The organism is Flavobacterium crocinum (genome assembly GCF_003122385.1).
GTDB classification, from domain to species: Bacteria; Bacteroidota; Bacteroidia; order Flavobacteriales; family Flavobacteriaceae; genus Flavobacterium; species Flavobacterium crocinum.
This window is the reverse complement of the sequence record NZ_CP029255.1, coordinates 1979459-1997101: the sequence shown is the minus strand read 5'-3', so window position 1 is coordinate 1997101 and position 17643 is coordinate 1979459. Positions and strand designations below refer to the sequence as shown.

The 17643-nt window shown below is 33.6% G+C and carries 19 protein-coding genes and 2 tRNA genes; 10 read left to right on the top strand and 11 right to left on the bottom strand.

Annotated features, from left to right (window positions below; translation table 11 throughout):
• Window positions 1-55 precede the first annotated feature (55 nt).
• The 4 genes from HYN56_RS09150 to HYN56_RS09135 all read left to right on the top strand — a co-directional run bounded on the left by HYN56_RS09150 (window position 56) and on the right by HYN56_RS09135 (window position 3988).
• A complete protein-coding gene (locus HYN56_RS09150) occupies window positions 56-1537 on the top strand; it encodes a helix-turn-helix domain-containing protein (RefSeq protein WP_109194761.1) in 1482 nt (493 codons plus the stop codon).
• Between the two features lie 6 nt (window positions 1538-1543).
• Window positions 1544-1903, top strand: coding sequence for a hypothetical protein (locus HYN56_RS09145; RefSeq protein ID WP_109191896.1), 360 nt, complete (start codon window positions 1544-1546; stop codon window positions 1901-1903).
• A gap of 568 nt (window positions 1904-2471) precedes the next feature.
• Window positions 2472-3188, top strand: coding sequence for a pirin family protein (locus HYN56_RS09140; protein WP_109191895.1), 717 nt, complete (start codon window positions 2472-2474; stop codon window positions 3186-3188).
• A gap of 266 nt (window positions 3189-3454) precedes the next feature.
• On the top strand, window positions 3455-3988 hold the full coding sequence (locus HYN56_RS09135; protein ID WP_109191894.1) for a YceI family protein: 534 nt from the start codon (window positions 3455-3457) through the stop codon (window positions 3986-3988).
• A gap of 180 nt (window positions 3989-4168) precedes the next feature.
• Here HYN56_RS09135 and HYN56_RS09130 read toward each other — a convergent pair whose 3' ends face one another.
• On the bottom strand, window positions 4169-5032 hold the full coding sequence (locus tag HYN56_RS09130) for a helix-turn-helix domain-containing protein (RefSeq protein ID WP_109191893.1): 864 nt from the start codon (window positions 5030-5032) through the stop codon (window positions 4169-4171).
• Window positions 5033-5162: 130 nt separating this feature from the next.
• Between HYN56_RS09130 and HYN56_RS09125 the strand changes: the two genes are divergently transcribed.
• Both HYN56_RS09125 and fabD read left to right on the top strand, forming a co-directional pair.
• Window positions 5163-5525 carry a DUF983 domain-containing protein gene (locus HYN56_RS09125; RefSeq protein WP_109191892.1) on the top strand — a complete coding sequence of 121 codons (363 nt, stop codon included), beginning with the start codon at window positions 5163-5165 and terminating at the stop codon, window positions 5523-5525.
• A gap of 73 nt (window positions 5526-5598) precedes the next feature.
• Window positions 5599-6471: an ACP S-malonyltransferase gene (fabD, locus tag HYN56_RS09120; RefSeq protein WP_109191891.1), complete on the top strand. Its 873-nt coding sequence runs from the start codon at window positions 5599-5601 to the stop codon at window positions 6469-6471.
• A 118-nt stretch (window positions 6472-6589) separates the two neighbouring features.
• Here fabD and HYN56_RS09115 read toward each other — a convergent pair whose 3' ends face one another.
• From HYN56_RS09115 to HYN56_RS09090, 6 genes are all read right to left on the bottom strand, one after another.
• On the bottom strand, window positions 6590-6886 hold the full coding sequence (locus HYN56_RS09115; protein WP_109191890.1) for a hypothetical protein: 297 nt from the start codon (window positions 6884-6886) through the stop codon (window positions 6590-6592).
• Window positions 6871-7065 carry a hypothetical protein gene (locus tag HYN56_RS09110; RefSeq protein ID WP_109191889.1) on the bottom strand — a complete coding sequence of 65 codons (195 nt, stop codon included), beginning with the start codon at window positions 7063-7065 and terminating at the stop codon, window positions 6871-6873. The genes HYN56_RS09115 and HYN56_RS09110 overlap by 16 nt, the downstream gene beginning before the upstream one ends.
• Window positions 7066-7117: 52 nt before the next feature.
• Window positions 7118-8023: a DMT family transporter gene (locus HYN56_RS09105; protein WP_109191888.1), complete on the bottom strand. Its 906-nt coding sequence runs from the start codon at window positions 8021-8023 to the stop codon at window positions 7118-7120.
• Window positions 8024-8098: 75 nt separating this feature from the next.
• The gene (gene galE / locus HYN56_RS09100; protein WP_109191887.1) at window positions 8099-9115 is read right to left on the bottom strand and encodes a UDP-glucose 4-epimerase GalE; all 1017 of its coding nucleotides are present in this window, start codon (window positions 9113-9115) and stop codon (window positions 8099-8101) included.
• Window positions 9112-9570 carry a nuclear transport factor 2 family protein gene (locus tag HYN56_RS09095; protein ID WP_109191886.1) on the bottom strand — a complete coding sequence of 153 codons (459 nt, stop codon included), beginning with the start codon at window positions 9568-9570 and terminating at the stop codon, window positions 9112-9114. The genes galE and HYN56_RS09095 overlap by 4 nt, the downstream gene beginning before the upstream one ends.
• Window positions 9571-9573: 3 nt before the next feature.
• Window positions 9574-10707, bottom strand: coding sequence for a DegT/DnrJ/EryC1/StrS family aminotransferase (locus tag HYN56_RS09090; RefSeq protein WP_109191885.1), 1134 nt, complete (start codon window positions 10705-10707; stop codon window positions 9574-9576).
• Window positions 10708-10841: 134 nt separating this feature from the next.
• Between HYN56_RS09090 and HYN56_RS09085 the strand changes: the two genes are divergently transcribed.
• Complete coding sequence (locus tag HYN56_RS09085) at window positions 10842-12086, top strand: 3-deoxy-D-manno-octulosonic acid transferase (RefSeq protein WP_109191884.1); 1245 nt, start codon at window positions 10842-10844, stop codon at window positions 12084-12086.
• A 336-nt stretch (window positions 12087-12422) separates the two neighbouring features.
• Complete coding sequence (locus HYN56_RS09080) at window positions 12423-12638, top strand: PG1828 family lipoprotein (RefSeq protein WP_109191883.1); 216 nt, start codon at window positions 12423-12425, stop codon at window positions 12636-12638.
• Between the two features lie 121 nt (window positions 12639-12759).
• On the opposite strand, the gene HYN56_RS09075 is transcribed toward HYN56_RS09080, so the two are convergent.
• From HYN56_RS09075 to mutS, 4 genes are all read right to left on the bottom strand, one after another.
• Window positions 12760-13143: a DUF1508 domain-containing protein gene (locus tag HYN56_RS09075; RefSeq protein ID WP_109191882.1), complete on the bottom strand. Its 384-nt coding sequence runs from the start codon at window positions 13141-13143 to the stop codon at window positions 12760-12762.
• Between the two features lie 318 nt (window positions 13144-13461).
• A tRNA-Leu gene (locus HYN56_RS09065) sits at window positions 13462-13547 on the bottom strand.
• A 12-nt stretch (window positions 13548-13559) separates the two neighbouring features.
• Window positions 13560-13632: transfer RNA gene (locus tag HYN56_RS09060), tRNA-Gly, on the bottom strand.
• A 162-nt stretch (window positions 13633-13794) separates the two neighbouring features.
• The gene (gene mutS, locus HYN56_RS09055; protein WP_167398360.1) at window positions 13795-16401 is read right to left on the bottom strand and encodes a DNA mismatch repair protein MutS; all 2607 of its coding nucleotides are present in this window, start codon (window positions 16399-16401) and stop codon (window positions 13795-13797) included.
• 156 nt (window positions 16402-16557) lie between these two features.
• On the opposite strand from mutS, the gene HYN56_RS09050 reads away from it, so the two are divergent.
• Window positions 16558-16989: a DUF1573 domain-containing protein gene (locus HYN56_RS09050; protein WP_109191880.1), complete on the top strand. Its 432-nt coding sequence runs from the start codon at window positions 16558-16560 to the stop codon at window positions 16987-16989.
• Between the two features lie 75 nt (window positions 16990-17064).
• Window positions 17065-17607, top strand: coding sequence for an RNA methyltransferase (locus tag HYN56_RS09045; protein WP_109191879.1), 543 nt, complete (start codon window positions 17065-17067; stop codon window positions 17605-17607).
• Window positions 17608-17643 lie beyond the last annotated feature (36 nt).

The window sequence follows — 17643 nt, the reverse complement described above, 5'->3', positions numbered from 1 at the left end:
AAAATTTAAAAATATTTTTTTGGCGATTATTTTTAAATCGATTACATTTGATATTATGGATATCGAAAAAGACTATATAAAGCTGATATTTGGGCTAAAACTGAAGCAGGTTAGAATTCAAAAAAATCTTTCGCTTTTTGGTTTAGCCAAATTGACCAATCTTTCAAAATCGTACTTAAACGAGATTGAAAAGGGAAAAAAATATCCAAAAACAGACAAAATTTTGCTGCTATGCGAACATCTGGACGTGACTTACGATCAAATGGTTTCGCTAAAACTCGATAATAATCTTGCTCCGATTGGAGAAATTTTAAAATCCGGAATTTTAAAAGAGATTCCATTAGAGCTTTTCGGAATTCAGGAAGCCGATCTAATTGATATTATTGCCAATGCTCCGGCAAAAGTCAATGCATTTATTAGTACCATTTTCGAAATTGCCCAGCATTATAATTTAAGCCGTGAAAGTTTCTTTTTGGCTTCTCTGCGTTCTTATCAGGAAGCGCACAGCAATTATTTTGACGATTTAGAAGAAAAAGTGATTTCATTTTCGAAGTCATTTCAGATTAACCTTGATTCTAAAATCAGCATTGAAGAACTGGAAGCGATTTTAAAAGAAGAATACGAATACAATATCAAAGAAATTGCGTTTAGAGATCAGGAAGCTTTAGACGATTTGCGTTCAATTTACGTTCCAAAAAGCAAAACTTTATTACTTTCTAACGAATTAGATGATCCGCAAAAAGCTTTTATTTTAGCCAAAGAAATTGCTTACAATTATTTAAAAATTTCCGATCGTTTGCTGACTTTCAGCTGGATTAAGTTTGATAATTTCGATCAGGTTTTGAATAATTTTTACGCTTCTTATTTTGCAGGCGCTTTAATTCTGCCTAGAAAATTAGTTGTCGATAAAATCAATTCTTTTTTGGAGAATGAAAATCCGAAACCCGAAGAATTTGTTCAGTTAATTGAAAGCTTTGAGGTTTCTCCTGAATCTTTTTATCAGCGATTGACCAATTTATTACCTAAAGATTTTCAGCTGAAAAACTTATTTTTCCTAAGATTATCACATAAAACAGGTTCCGATTTTTATCAAATCAATAAAGAATTACACATTACACATCAGCAGGAACCGCACGCCAATGAAACTAATGAACATTATTGCAGAAGATGGGTTTCGGTAAAAACGATAGACGAAGCCATCAAACAAAATAAATCTCATTTTTTTGATGCTCAAATTTCCAGCTACGCTAACAGCGGTAATGAATATTTAGTATTTTCGTCAGCAACCAAAGATCCCTTTTTGCATGATACGATTCGAAGTATTTCTGTTGGCATCCTGATAAATCCGACGATGAAAAAGAAATTTAAGTTTATTGAAGGTAAACCTTTGGTCAAAAGAATTGTTGGTGTAACTTGCGAAACCTGTGCCGTTCAGGATTGTTTAGAAAGAGCCGCACCTCCTGTTGTTTTAGAAAGAAAGAAACGCCATGAGAATACGGATTTGGTGGTGCAGCAGTTTATCAATCAATACAGTTAGAATCTTATGAAATATTTTGCCTTAATACTGACGCTGTTTTTCATCAGCTTCAACCAGAAAACAGATAAACTTACTGGCCGTTACAATTATTTGATTGAAGACGAAGGCACTTATATTTTAAAAGATAAAATTACTTTTACTGATAGTGTTTTTAAGTTTGATAACAAGTTCTTACCAAAAGGAAAAATTTCGTACGGCAATGCAATATTGCTGGACAATTTCATTAATACCGATTTAGTTATCAGCATTCCGAAAGATCAGATTACAAAAGATACGATTCTGTTTTACATGCATGATAAACAAAGTCCGGTTGCTAATTATCTTGATGAAGTGGTTGGGAAAGGAAAATTGATTAGGATTAAATAATTCAGTTTTTAATTGTTCAACCCATTCTTGTCTTCCTGAGGAACGAAGGATCACACTCGGAACTCGACAAAGATTGGCGATTATGCAGACGGAGTTTCTTGTGTGATCCTTCGTTCCTCAGGATGACAAACTGGAACCTTTATGTCTTTGTCAAACTTCATGCGTAGAATGGATTAAAATCCATCCCTATAATATGTTTTGTTCCTCCGGAACTCCTTTACAAATTTTACGTATACATTTCTAATAAAAATGAATCTTCTAGCATAGCCCCAATAGAAGTGGAAATCCTTTTGTGTCTCGTTTTAAAAACGAGACACAAAAGATTGAAACGGATAGTGGGAAGTCAGGTCTTTTGAAAACTATATTTCTGCTTCAAAAAAAAATTAGATAATTTGGGAATTAGATAATTAAATAATTTTGCTGAATCGTAAAAACTCAAAAAAAACCTTTGAACCTTTGCAACTCTGAACCTTTGCACCTCAAAAGAACCTTTTCTTAATCTACATTAAGTGCTTTTCCTCTACATCGACCGTATCTTTGTACTATAAAAATCAAAACACACAAAATCATGGAAAATATAGTATTGCACAAAGCAGACACAAGAGGAAATGCAAATCACGGATGGCTGAACGCTTATCATAGTTTTAGTTTTGCAAGCTGGTACAATCCGGACAGAATTCAGTTTGGAGCGCTTCGTGTTTTAAATGACGATACGATTGCTGCCGGAATGGGTTTTGGAACGCATCCTCACGATAATATGGAAATTATTACGATTCCGTTAGAAGGTGATTTGGCTCATAAAGATAGTATGGGAAATACTGAAATCATTAAAAATGGTGATATTCAGGTGATGAGTGCGGGAACTGGAATTCAGCATAGTGAATTTAACCCGAATGCAGATCAGCAAACTAAATTGTTGCAAATCTGGTTGTTTCCGAATAAAAGAAACGTTACGCCACGTTACCAGCAAATTACTTTGAATGTGGCTGACAGACATAACAAATTATCTCAGGTTTTATCTCCAAATGCAGATGATGAAGGTGTTTGGATTCACCAGGATGCCTGGTTCAACATGGGTAATTTCGATGCCGGAGTTACTGCTGAATATAAAATTAAAAAAGAAGGAAACGGAGTTTATGCTTTCGTTTTAAAAGGAAATGTAACCATCAATGGTCAGGAATTAAACAACCGTGATGCAGTTGGAATTTCAGGAACTGATGTTTTAAATATTAAAGCGAATACAGATGCTGAATTTTTATTAATGGATGTTCCGATGAATTATTAATTCAAACAAAAACAATTAAATACCTGTACTTTGAAACGATAATAAATCTGTAAACCAGATTGTTATCGTTTCTTTTTTTACTCAATTTCAAAAAAGAAAGACTAACTTTATATAGGAGACCTAACAGGTTTTAAAAACCTATTAGGTCTTTTTACAGACTTTTTTATTTCTTAATCTAGGTTAAGTGCTCCAGGACAACTGTCACCGTAACTTTGTACTATCAAAATGAAACAAATTAATTATTAAAATATTTAAAAAATAAAATTATGGCAACTACAAAATGGTCAATTGACCCAACTCACTCAGAAATTGGTTTTAAAGTTAAACACATGATGTTTACTAATGTTTCAGGAAAATTTGGAACTTATGATGCTTCTGCAATTACAGAAGGAGAAAGTTTTGATAATGCAGATTTTAGTTTTTCTGCTGATATCGCTTCTATCGACACTGCAAACGCAGATCGTGACGGACATTTAAGAAGCGGTGATTTCTTTGACGCTGAAAATCATCCAAAATTAACTTTCAAATCTTCTGCTTTCAAAAAAATCAATGATGGAGAATTTGAATTAACTGGAGATTTAGACATTAAAGGTGTTTCTAAAACGGTAAAATTCCCGGTTGAATTTAGCGGAATCATGACTGATCCTTGGGGAAATACTAAAGTTGGTTTAAGCATAGAAGGAAAAATTAATCGTAAAGATTGGGGTTTAAACTGGAACTCAGCTCTTGAAACAGGTGGTGTTTTAGTGGGCGAAGAAGTTCGTTTGAACATTGAATTACAATTTGTAAAACAAGCCTAATCTATTGGTTTTAGATTTAATTGGTTGGTTATTGAAAACCCTGCGTGAGGACGCAGGGTTTTGTTTTTTTAGCCACAAATTACACGAATTTTCACGAATTATTTTTTTCTTTTGCCACAGATTAAAAAGATTTCCACAGATTTTTAATCCAAATAATCCTTTAATCTGTGGCAAAAAAACTCATCGCACTGTATTTCGAAATTCTGTGGGCGACATTCCGGTTTGTTTTTTGAAGAAGCGGGAGAAGTAGGAATAATCTTCGTAGCCAACTTTTAAGGCGACTTCGTTTATGGCTAATTGTTTGTCAATCAGCATTCGTTTTATTTCCAGAATTACTCGGTCTGTAATTACTTCTGTCGCTGTTTTTTGCAGGATTTCGTTGCAGATTCTATTCAGATGTTTTAACGTAATATTTAATTTTTCTGCGTAGAATGAAGGCAGTTTTTCAGTTCTGAAATATTCTTCTAAAAGCGATTCAAAGGTATTGATTTTAATATTGTACGAATGAGTTTGATGCGAATAGGTTTCACTGTATTTTCTCGAAACTTCAATATGAATACAGTCTAACAAATTCAGTAATTTATCTAACTGCATTTTGTTGTCCTCACTGTTTTCCTGAATCAGCAAATCGAAATATGGAAGGATTTTCGGAATCTCTTTTTCTTCAAAAACCATTTCTGGCCTATTATGTATGGAATGATAAAAATTGTAATCGTTGATTTTTTTCTGTCCGAAATACAAATTGTACAATTCCTGAGAAAAAATAATCACAAAACCTTCAATATCTTCAGACAAACTCCAGTGATGCATTTGTCCGGGTTGCAAAACAAATAAACTTCCTCTTTTGATTTCGAATTGATCAAAATCGACTTCATGCAATCCCGAACCTTTGGTAAAAAACACCATCAAATAAGAATCGTGTCGATGCGGTTCTTCGACAAAGCTGTGGCTTTTTAAATGTTCTTTAAAAGTATTCACATAAAAATCTCTGTGAATATCGTTACAGCTGAAACTCTGAACACTATAAATGGGATATCTTTTCATTTTGGAATTTGGAATTTATTCTTTGAAATTTAAAACAAAATGTCCTTATTGTGCTATAATAAGCGAAGATATAAAAAAGACTTTTATAAAACTCTGATTTACCTTTGTATAAACAAAAAATAACAAGATCATGTCACACGCACTAACTCATATTTTTAGAAACGAATGTCCTGTTTGTCACAAAGGAAAAGTATTTACAGATAAAAACATTTTTCTGAATTTCAGCTTTCCAAAAATGAATGAATACTGCAGTCACTGCCATTATAAATTCCAAAAAGAGCCTGGTTATTTCTTTGGTGCCATGTACGTAAACTACGGATTAACCGTAGCTCAGGGAATTGCAACGTATTGTATTGCACAGTTTTTCTTTGAAAAGAATTTTGATTTCAGAATCTTTCCAATCATCGTCGCTGCAATTGTTTTATTCACTCCCTTTAATCTGAGATTTTCAAGATTAGCATGGATTTATATGTTTAAGGATTATACAAGCTAAAAAAATAGTACTTTTGCGCACCAATTGAAACTAATTTTCAATTTTAAAAAAAGTAAAAAATTAAATTAGACAAATGAAAGCATACGTATTTCCAGGTCAAGGCGCGCAATTCACAGGAATGGGTAAAGACCTTTATGAAAATTCGGCTTTAGCCAAAGAATTATTCGAAAAAGCCAATGAAATTTTAGGCTTCAGAATCACTGATATCATGTTTGAAGGTACTGCCGAAGAACTAAAAGAAACTAAAGTTACCCAGCCAGCTGTATTTTTACATTCTGTTATTTTAGCTAAAACTTTAGAAGATTTCAAACCGGAAATGGTTGCAGGACATTCATTAGGTGAATTTTCAGCTTTGGTTGCTAACGGAACTTTATCTTTTGAAGATGGTTTAAAATTAGTTTCTCAACGTGCTTTAGCGATGCAGAAAGCATGCGAAATCACTCCATCTACAATGGCCGCGGTTTTAGGTTTAGCTGATAATGTTGTAGAAGAAGTTTGCGCTTCTATCGACGGTGTTGTAGTTCCTGCAAATTACAACTGCCCTGGACAATTAGTAATTTCGGGAGAAACTTCAGCAGTTGAAAAAGCTTGTGAAGCGATGAAAGCAGCCGGAGCAAAACGCGCTTTAATTTTACCTGTTGGAGGTGCTTTCCACTCTCCAATGATGGAACCAGCAAGAGAAGAATTGGCTGCTGCAATCGAAGCAACATCTTTCTCAACTCCAAGCTGTCCAGTTTACCAAAACGTTACAGCAAATGCTGTTTCTGATGCTGCTGAAATTAAAAAGAACTTAATCATTCAATTAACTGCTCCTGTAAAATGGACTCAGTCTGTACAGCAAATGATTGCTGATGGCGCTACTTTGTTTACTGAAGTTGGTCCAGGAAAAGTTTTAACCGGATTGATTAATAAAATTGATAAAGAAGCTGCTACAGCTAATGCTTAATTAGTGTTCAGTATTCAGTTTTTAGTGATCAGTTAAAAACTATATTCATAAAAAATCCTCATGAACTAATTGTTTATGAGGATTTTGTTTTTATAACTCTTTTGCTTCTTCACTGTAATTATTCAAAATTCCAGTAATCAGATAATTTTGATTTTTTTTTCAAAAAACGCATACCAAGTTGTTCTCGCGTTGGGCTTAAAAAAATATACTCAGCACCTAAGTACTTAAGAGGTTTTTGAGTTTTCTTATGTGAAGATTTTTTAATTCTATCAGAAACTGCATCATAAATATCATCAACATATTTTTCAGCTGATTCTATAAAACCAAAGTATTCTTTTTTATACAAGATTAAAACCAAATCATCAAGATAACTAATAACTGATGGAGTAAAAACTACTTCTATTTTCCCCACCATTCTCTAATCCTTCTTTTTGCTTCTGCCTTTGCTTCCTCTAGCGCTAAACCTTTCGCAAACTCGGCATCAAAATCAAAAGTTTCAGGATCTATTCCTTTAAATTTTGGTTTTTGAATTTCATATTCGACTCTAGGCTCTTCAACCTTATCGTCTTTTTTATTTTCTTTTTCCAAGCTCATTATTCCTACTTTTTAATTCTTACAAATTTAAAAAAATAAATTGAATCAAAATTTACAAAGCTTTCTTTTCCTTCTTTTTATAATTTACGATAAAAACGCCCAAAATAATTAGTGCTGTAGCAATAATAAAATCAACCGTAATTACTTCATCTAAAAGCAACCAACCTAAAAAAACCGCGATTATTGTATTGATATAGGACAGAATCGAAACCTGAACCGCTGTAACATGTTTTAAAGCATAATTATAACAGAAAAAAGCAATCACCGAACCAAAAACAGATAAATACAATGCAGCGAAAATACTCTTTGAACTCCAGGAATTAAAATCCGGATTTGGTGAGAATATTGAAGCCAGGACCAACTGAATACAAGATGCGATTGTAAATTGGTAAAACAAATTGAGCGTTATATTTTTCGATTTATTAGCATGCGTTTTGGTATAAATTGTTCCTGCCGCCCAAGCTAAAATTGCAAATCCCATAAACATCATTCCTGTTCTATAATTAACATCTAAAAATGATCCGAGTCCATCTTTAAAGATAAAAACTACTCCTGAGAATCCAATAATTACTCCTAAAAAACCTTTTAAACTCATTTTTTGCAATCCAAACAGAATACTTCCTAAAAAAATAAGAATTGGTGTTAGCGCATTTATTACTGATGCTAATCCACTGGGGATATTTTGCTCTGCAATTGTCGTAAAACCATTTGCAATTACAAGCATTAAAACCGAAGCAATAAGCTGTTGTTTAAAATTTTCCCAGCCAATCCATTCTAATTCCTTTTTGAACAATAAAATCGTCATCATAATTAATCCGGCCAATCCTTGACGAATAGAAGTTACAAACCAAGGCGGAATGGTTTCAACCGCAACTCTAATTCCTAAAAAGGTTGTTCCCCAAATAATCCCAACAGCTGCAAGGGCAAAAATTAATTTATAATCTAAACTTTGTTTCATAAAAATGCCATTAAAAAAAATCCCAAACTATATTACTATAATCTGGGATCTTAAAATTTATAATTTTATTAAAAATTATTTATTCCTCACTTTTTGTTCCCATTTCCAGGCACTTGCCATTGCTTCGTCTAAACTTAGTTCAGCCTTCCATCCTAAGACATTGTTCGCCTTATCTGTATTTGCGTATGCTTCAGTAATATCACCTTCACGACGTGGCTTAATGACATATGGTAATTTTTTGTCGCTTACTTTTTCAAAACTGTGAATTACTTCCAAGACAGAACTTCCTTTTCCTGTTCCTAAATTGAAAGTTTCGACTTTTGCTAAATTCTTTTTGTTTAACAAACGCTGCAAAGCAATTACGTGCGCTTTTGCCAAGTCAACCACATGAATATAATCGCGAACAGCTGTTCCATCAGGCGTTGGATAATCGTTTCCAAAAACAGATAATTCCTGACGTAATCCTACACCGGTTTGCGTAATAAACGGAACTAAATTTTGAGGAACCCCTAAAGGTAATTCTCCAATCTGTACAGATTCATGTGCTCCAACCGGATTAAAGTAACGCAATAAAATTGCGCTGATATTGGTAACTTTTGCAGTATCTGTGATAATTTCTTCTCCAATCTGTTTTGTGTTCCCATAAGGAGACATAGCTGCCTGAACAGGAGCATCTTCTGTAATTGGCATTTTTTCGGCCTGCCCATAAACGGTACAAGACGAACTGAAAATAAAACTTGCTTCAGGTTTTTGCTGTAATTCCTGCAATAAATAAACTAAACTGCTAATGTTGTTTTCATAATACAACAAAGGTTGTTCAACACTTTCACCAACTGCTTTTGAAGCTGCAAAATGAATAACTCCGGTAACATCGTTGTGCTTTTTAAAGAAATCCCGAACGGCACTTTTTTCTCTTAAATCAATTTTTTCAAATAAAGGCGTTTTTCCTGTAATGGCTGTAATTCCTTTTAAAACATCTTCTGAAGAGTTAGAAAGATTATCGATAATCACTACTTCATAGCCTTCATTTTGCAATTCGACTACAGTGTGAGATCCAATAAATCCAAGTCCTCCTGTTACTAATACTTTCATTTTGTGGTTGTTTGTTTTGTAGTTAATTTATAAGCTTGTCTGGCAATCAAAATCCATTTGTTTTTTTGTTTCTGCCAAACCAACATTATTCCTATTTTTATATCTTTATCTATGCCGTCATCTTTGGTATGAGCTGCCAAAACATGTCGCACAATCGCAACATCATTCTGAATTGCTATAGTCTGGTTTTGCAGATCAATAGAAACAAAATTCGATTTTCTACTGACTATTCCCTCTATAAATTCAGCCTGATTTTGAACATTACCATTGGAATGAACATACGATAACTGATCAGAAGTTAGTGCTTTTAATTTTACTCCATCGGCATCAATCATTGCCTGACGCAGAATTTCAACCTGACTTTTGACAGCGTTCTCTTCTTTAGAATTTGCTTTTTGGGCAAAAACAGAAAACTGAAGAAATATCGTTAAAATTAAAAAGCTTATTCTTCTCATCTTTTATTTATTTAAAAATTCCCAAACTGAGTTCGCAATAAATTTAATTTGTTCATCATCAAGTTCTGTATGCATTGGCAAAGCAATAACTTCTTTCACTAACTGATTGGTTACCGGAAATTGCTCCTCTTTATAACGAGGATCTAAATATGCTTTTTGAGAGTGCAACGGAATTGGATAATAAATGGCACAAGGAATTCCTTTATCCAACAAATGCTGCATTAAAGCATTACGATCTGCATCAATAATTCTCAAAACATATTGATGAAAAACATGATCATTTTCATTTCCGTCAAATTCAGGAGTAATAATATTTTTATGTCCGGAAAAAGCAGCATTATATTTTGTAGCCGCCAAACGACGTGCTTGATTATATTCATCCAATAAAGGCAATTTTGCATTTAAAACTCCAGCCTGAATACTATCTAAACGAGAATTTACTCCGACAACATCATGGTGGTAACGCTCGTACATTCCGTGGTTTACAATTCCGCGGATAATGTGAGCCAATTTATCATCATTAGTAAAAATTGCTCCTCCGTCTCCATAACAACCTAAGTTTTTAGATGGAAAAAATGAAGTCGCTGCAACGTGCCCAATTGTTCCAACTTTTACTTTTGATCCCGATTTAGAAATATAATCAGCTCCAATTGCTTGTGCATTATCCTCAATTACATATAAATTATGCTCTTTGGCAATTTCCATAATGGCATCCATATTGGCTGCACGTCCAAATAAGTGAACTGGAACAATTGCTTTTGTTTTTGGGGTGATTGCTTTTTTTACCGCATCGATATCGATGTTCATATTATGCAAATCAACATCAACCAAAACCGGAGTCAATTGTAATAGCGCAATAACCTCAACAGTAGCCGCAAAAGTAAAATCGGCAGTAATTACTTCATCGCCCGGTTTTAAATCCAGTCCCATCATCGCAATCTGCAAAGCATCTGTACCATTGGCACAAGGTATTACGTGTTTAACACCTAAATAATCTTCGAGATTTTTTTGAAACTGATGAACCAAAGGTCCGTTGATGTAAGTATTAGTATCTAAAACTTCCTGAATTGAAGCGTCTACAGTAGATTTTATTTTTTCGTATTGACTTTTTAAGTCAACCATTTGTATTTTTTTCATTTTTGAATAATGTTTAAAATTAAAGACTCTATTTTATCAGAAATCTCTAAAAGGAGGAACAAAAATAGTTATTAATAGCTTCAAACCAATGAAAATAGTCGAAAGAAATGTAATTTAGCCACAAAAATTATTACATGCTTTTTTTATATAACCTAACCATTTACATCGCAGGATTTTTCTTAAGAATTACAGCGCTATTTAGTCCGAAAATTAAGCTTTTTGTTGAAGGCCGAAAAAACGTCTTTTCGATATTAGAAGAAAAAATAAAAGCAGGAGATAAAACTATCTGGTTTCACGCCGCGTCTCTTGGTGAGTATGAACAAGGGCTTCCCGTAATTGAAAAAATCAAAGAAAAACATCCTTCACACAAAATAGTTGTAACCTTTTTTTCACCTTCCGGATACGAAGTGCGTAAAAATAACACAGTTGCCGATGTTACGATTTATCTTCCTTTAGACACTAAAAACAATGCTAAACGATTTTTAAAATTAGTTCATCCGGAATTGGCTTTTTTTATTAAATATGAATTTTGGTTAAACTATTTAAAGGAATTAGAAAAAAGCAAAACCCCAACTTATTTGATTTCCGGTATTTTCAGAGACAGCCAAATGTTTTTTAAATGGTACGGAGGCTTTTACAGAAATGCTTTGAAGGCTTTCACATACTTCTTTGTTCAAAATGAAAGCTCAAAACAAAAAATTAGCGCCATTGGTTTTAATAATGTAATTGTTTCCGGGGATACGCGTTTCGACAGAGTTGCTGCAATTTTAGAGAGAGACAATTCACTTGATTATATTGAAAACTTTAAAAATAATCAGCAAACAATTGTAATTGGAAGCTCCTGGCCAAAAGATGAAGTTTTAATTGCAGAATATATCAATCAGGCACCTGAAAATGTAAAATTTATCATTGCCCCTCACAATATCAAAGCAGATCAAATTGCGAACCTTAAATCGCAAATTACAAAAGCAACTGTTTTATTTTCGGAAAAAGAAAACAAAGACTTGTCAACTTACAATGTCTTTATTATTGACACTGTTGGAATCTTAACTAAAATCTACAGTTACGGAACTATCGCTTATGTTGGAGGTGGATTTGGAAACCCGGGGATACACAATATTTTAGAACCGGCTACATTTGGAATCCCAATTGTAATTGGCCCAAATTATTCCAATTTCGCCGAAGCTGTTTCTCTTGTAGAATTACAAGGGTGTTCTGTCATCTCTAATTCAGACGAATTAAAAACCATTTTCAACCAACTACTCTCCGATCATTCTTTCTACGAACAGAAAAGCAAAATTTGTAAGTCATTCATTCAAAACAATAAAGGAGCAACCGAAACTATAGTAAAAACCGTTTTCGCACCCCTCAAAGCCTAATTCTTAAAACAAATGAAGACGTTTTTATGAAAATTAAACTGACTAAAACTTTTTCTCCACGAATATGATTACTCATAAAAACGCTCAAAAAACAAAATAAAGCATAAAAAATTCAATCAAAAGAGCCAAAACACCAATAGAATTTTCAACAAAAAATAAATTAAGCAAAACATACGATAATATAAAATATTTTTGTTATTTTGGCATATTATTTGATAAATAAGATAATCGTGAGTAAGGAAAATATTTTAAAAAAAAAGTGAAAAAATATTTTACGTATTAAAAAATTTATATCTTTGCCACGAATTAATAATTAACCTTTTATAATAAAGTAAGATGAAAAAAGTATTTTTAAGTTTAGCTGTTGTTGCTGTTTTAACTGTTGTATCTTGTAAAAAAGCTGACGCTGCTGCTGAAGCTCCTGCTGTAGATTCTGCTGCTGTTGCTGTTGATTCAGCTGCTGCTGTTGTTGATTCTGCTGCTGCAACTGTTGATTCTGCTGCTGCTAAAGTTGATTCTGCTGCTGCTAAAGTAGAAGAAGTAAAAAAATAATTAGAACTTAGTTTCTAACGATTTTAAAACCATCTCTAGAAGATGGTTTTTTTTTATGATTAATTTTTCCATTAATCACAAACAACAAAAAAAAGCGTCCGTAATTACGAACGCTTTTTTTTTATTCTGCTACTTCCTCCATTTCCTCCTCAACCTCATCATCACCAAAAATCGATTCACTCGAAGAAAAATCCAAAATCTCTGATCGCGAAGAATAAGTAACAATTTCTTTTATTCCTTTTTGCAAAAGCAATTCTGTACTATATTTTCGACTTGTAGCAAAGTGAACATCACCAAGCATCAATTTAAAAAAATACTTCCCTCCGGAACCCTTAAACTTCAAAAATTTCGCAAGCTCAATATTCGCTTTAAATTTCTCAATATCCTCTTCACACTCAAACCTCAACTCATAACTCAAACTAGTAAATATCACCTTTCCCTTTCGAGAAGTAAAAGTAAACTTATATTCATCATTAAATCGCCTGCTAATTACAAAAGCACCCATTTATAAATTTTAGATTTTAGATTGTTGATTTTTTTTTGAGATTCTGAGATTCTGAGATTCTGAGATTCTGAGATTCTGAGATTCTGAGATTCTGAGATTCTGAGATTCTGAGATTCTGAGATTCTGAGATTCTGAGATTCTGAGATTCTGAGATTCTGAGATTCTGAGATTCTGAGATTCTGAGATTCTGAGATTCTGAGATTCTGAGATTCTGAGATTCTGATTCTGAGATTCTGAGATTCCAATAAATTTACTGCGTAAATTTATTATTTGCAAGTCCGCAAATAAAAAAAGCCCCTTCAAAAGAAGAGGCTTTAGTACTCAGAGCGGGACTTGAACCCGCACGAACATTGCTGTTCACTGGATTTTAAGTCCAGCGTGTCTACCAATTTCACCATCCGAGCGATGCTTTATTGAGCGAAAAACGGGGCTCGAACCCGCGACCTCGACCTTGGCAAGGTCGCGCTCTACCAACTGAGCTATTTTCGCATTTCAAATTTTATTTAAGAACCGCAACACTTAATTTGTTCCGTATTGCGAGTGCAAATTTAGGACATTTATTCAATTAAACAAGCGTTTCTTTAAAAAAAAATCCACTTATTTTATAACATTCTGATAACCTAAACTTTAAAATTGAAATTTTTCTGAAATTTATTTTTTAACCAACATTCTTTTGATTTCATTGAGTTTCATCAAAGCTTCTACTGGTGTAATTGCATTAATATCGAGATTCAAAATCTCTTCTTTTATTTCTTCCAACAAAGGATCATCCAGGTTGAAAAAACTCATCTGCATTTCATCATTCACAGCTTTTATTCCGTTTAAAGCATCACTGGAATGATTTTTCTCCAGTTTCTTTAAAAGTTTCTGCGCTTTTGAAATTACCAATTGAGGCATTCCGGCCATTTTTGCGACATGAATTCCAAAACTATGAGCACTTCCTCCCTTTACCAATTTTCTAACAAAAAGAACTGTGTCTTTTAATTCTTTTACCGCTACATTAAAATTCTGAATTCTTGGCATCGATTCTGTCATTTCATTCAGTTCATGATAATGCGTTGCAAAAAGTGTTTTTGCTCTTCCCGGATGCTCGTGTATGAATTCAGCAATGGCCCATGCAATCGAAATTCCGTCGTATGTACTGGTTCCTCTTCCAATTTCATCTAATAACACCAAACTCCTGTCTGAAATATTATTCAGAATCGAAGCTGTTTCATTCATTTCTACCATAAAAGTAGATTCACCCATCGAAATATTATCTGAAGCACCTACTCTGGTAAAGATCTTGTCTACAATTCCCATTCTAACACTATCAGCAGGAACAAAACTTCCCATTTGAGCCAAAAGCACAATTAAAGCTGTCTGTCTTAAAATTGCCGACTTACCCGACATGTTAGGACCGGTAATCATAATAATCTGTTGTGTTTCTCGGTCTAAAAAAACATCATTGGCAATATATGGCGTACCAACCGGCAATTGTTTTTCAATTACGGGATGTCTTCCATTTTTTATATCTAATTCAAACGTATCATCAATTTCAGGACACACATATTGGTTTTCAACCGCCATTTGTGTAAACGAACACAAACAATCCAACTGCGCCACCAAATAAGCATTCATTTGAACCGGTTTGATATAAGTAGAAATCCAAGCCACTAACTGCTCAAAAAGTTCACTTTCGATTTTATAAATCTTTTCCTCAGCACCTAAAATTTTGGTTTCGTATTCTTTTAATTCTTCCGTGATATAACGTTCCGCATTTACCAAAGTCTGCTTACGAATCCATTCTTCAGGAACTTTATCTTTATGTGTATTTCGGACTTCGATATAATATCCAAAAACATTATTAAACGAAATCTTCAAAGAAGAGATCCCAGTCCTTTCAGATTCTCTTTTCTCAATTCCTTCTAAAAATTCTTTTCCAGAAGTTGAAATAGCACGTAATTCATCTAGCTCTTCATTAACCCCCTTAGCAATTGCATTTCCTTTAGAAATGGCAACGGGCGCATCTTGATTTAAAGTATTTTTTATTTTTTCACGAAGCAAATCACAAGCATGCAAACTATCTCCAATTACTTTTACTGCTTCCTGCGGACTTTCCAGTGCAATGATTCTTATCGGAATAATGGCATCCAACGATTCTTTCAAATAAACCACTTCACGAGGCGATACTTTTCCTGCTGCGATTTTAGAAATCAAACGCTCTAAATCTGAAATTTGCTTAATTTGATATTGAATATTATGCAGAATTTCAGGATTTGACTTTAAATAAGCAACCACTTCATGTCTGCTTTTTACTTTATTCGCATCCTTTAAAGGTAATGCCAGCCAGCGTTTCAGCAAACGTCCTCCCATTGGAGAAAGTGTTTTATCGATAACATCCAAAAGTGTAACCGCATTTGGATTATAACTGTGATACAATTCCAGATTTCGAATTGTAAAACGATCCATCCAGACATAAGCATCTTCAGCAATACGCTGAATTGCTGTAATATGCTGAACACGATTATGCTGTGTCTCTGATAAGTAATACAAAATCGCTCCAGAAGCAATAATTCCTTCTTTTAATTCTTCAACACCAAATCCTTTTAAAGAATTGGTTTGGAAATGTTTTGTCAGCGTTTCTAAAGCGTAATCTTCCTTATAAATCCAATCTTCCAGATAAAAACTATGAAAATCTTCTCCAAAAGCATTTTTAAAATCATTTTTATTGTGCTTTGGAACCAGAACCTCACTTGGATTAAAGTTCTGCAACAATTTATCAATATATTCAGCATTTCCCTGAGCTGTCAAAAACTCTCCTGTCGAAACATCTAAAAAAGAAATTCCAATATTTTTATTGGTAAAACATACTGATGCCAAAAAGTTATTTGATTTCGATTGCAAAACCTCATCATTTAAGGAAACCCCGGGTGTCACAAGCTCTGTAACACCTCTTTTTACAATCGTTTTGGTCATTTTCGGATCTTCAAGCTGGTCACAAATTGCAACACGAAGACCGGCTTTAACCAATTTTGGCAGATAAGTATTTACAGAATGATGCGGAAACCCTGCCAATGCAGTTTCGGTATCAGATCCCGCACCTCTTTTAGTTAATGTTATCCCTAAAATTTTAGAAGCTCTAATGGCGTCTTCTCCAAAGGTTTCATAAAAATCTCCTACTCTGAAAAGCAGACATGCATCAGGATATTTAGCCTTGATTTCGTTGTACTGTTTCATTAAAGGTGTTTCCTTCACCACTTTTTCTTTAGCTGCCAAATTATTATATTTTAAATGAAAAATTAAGACAGCGAATTTAGGATTTTTTGGTGGCATATCGAAAACTTCAAAAATTAAAATATTTTAAGATTTTTTTAGTTTGCGGTTGGAGATTTTTATATAGCTTTGTTTATCATTTAAAAAAAGACCCTTAAGATGAAAAAAATAATTTTATTCGCTATGTTAGCTGTAGCTGGTATTACAGCTACTAATGCACAAACAACTAAAAAAGCTAAAGCTACTAAAGTTGCTAAAGTTGAAGGAGCAGGAATGCTTTTCGAAACAGAAACTATCGACTACGGAACTATCGCTCATAATGCTGATGGGAAACGTGAGTTTGTTTTTGTAAACAACGGAACTAAACCATTAATTATCACTAACACTCAGGGATCTTGCGGATGTACTGTTCCAACTACTCCAAAAGAACCAATCGCACCAGGTGCTAAAGGTGTTATCGGTGTAAAATATGCTACTGACAGAGTTGGTGCTTTTACAAAAACTGTAACTGTTACTTCAAATGCAGAAGGACAACCTACAAAAATCCTTACTATTAAAGGTACTGTTTTACCAGATCCAGTAAAAAGCTAATCTGAAAAAACACTTAAATAATCAAAAAGCTTCCTTATCTTTGGAAGCTTTTTTTATGACTTGAATTTAATACCAATGAGAAAACTCGAAAACAGCGAACTGGACCGTAAATCAATTGAAGATTTTAAGAAATCTGAAAAAACACCTTTAATATTAGTTTTGGATGATATTCGAAGCCTTCATAATATTGGTTCTGTGTTTAGAACCGCTGATGCATTTTTGATAGAAAAAATAATCTTATGCGGTATTACTGCAACTCCTCCAAATAAAGAAATTCATAAAACCGCTCTTGGCGCAACCGAAACCGTAGCTTGGGAACATCACGAAAATGTTCTTGAAGTTATTGAAAACCTTAAGAAAGAAAATGTTCTAACTATGGCCATCGAACAAGTCGAAAGCTCTGTTTTTCTTCAGGATTTTCAAGTTGAAAAAGGACAAAAATATGCTTTAGTTTTTGGCAATGAAGTCTATGGTGTAGCTCAGGAAGCTGTTGCTATTTGCGACGGCTGTATAGAAATTCCGCAACTTGGAACAAAACACTCTTTAAATATCTCCGTAAGTGCCGGAATTGTCGTTTGGGATTTATTTCAAAAAATAAACTGGCCAAATCACAATTAGAGAATACTTTTATTAAAATATTGTGATTTTTGAATT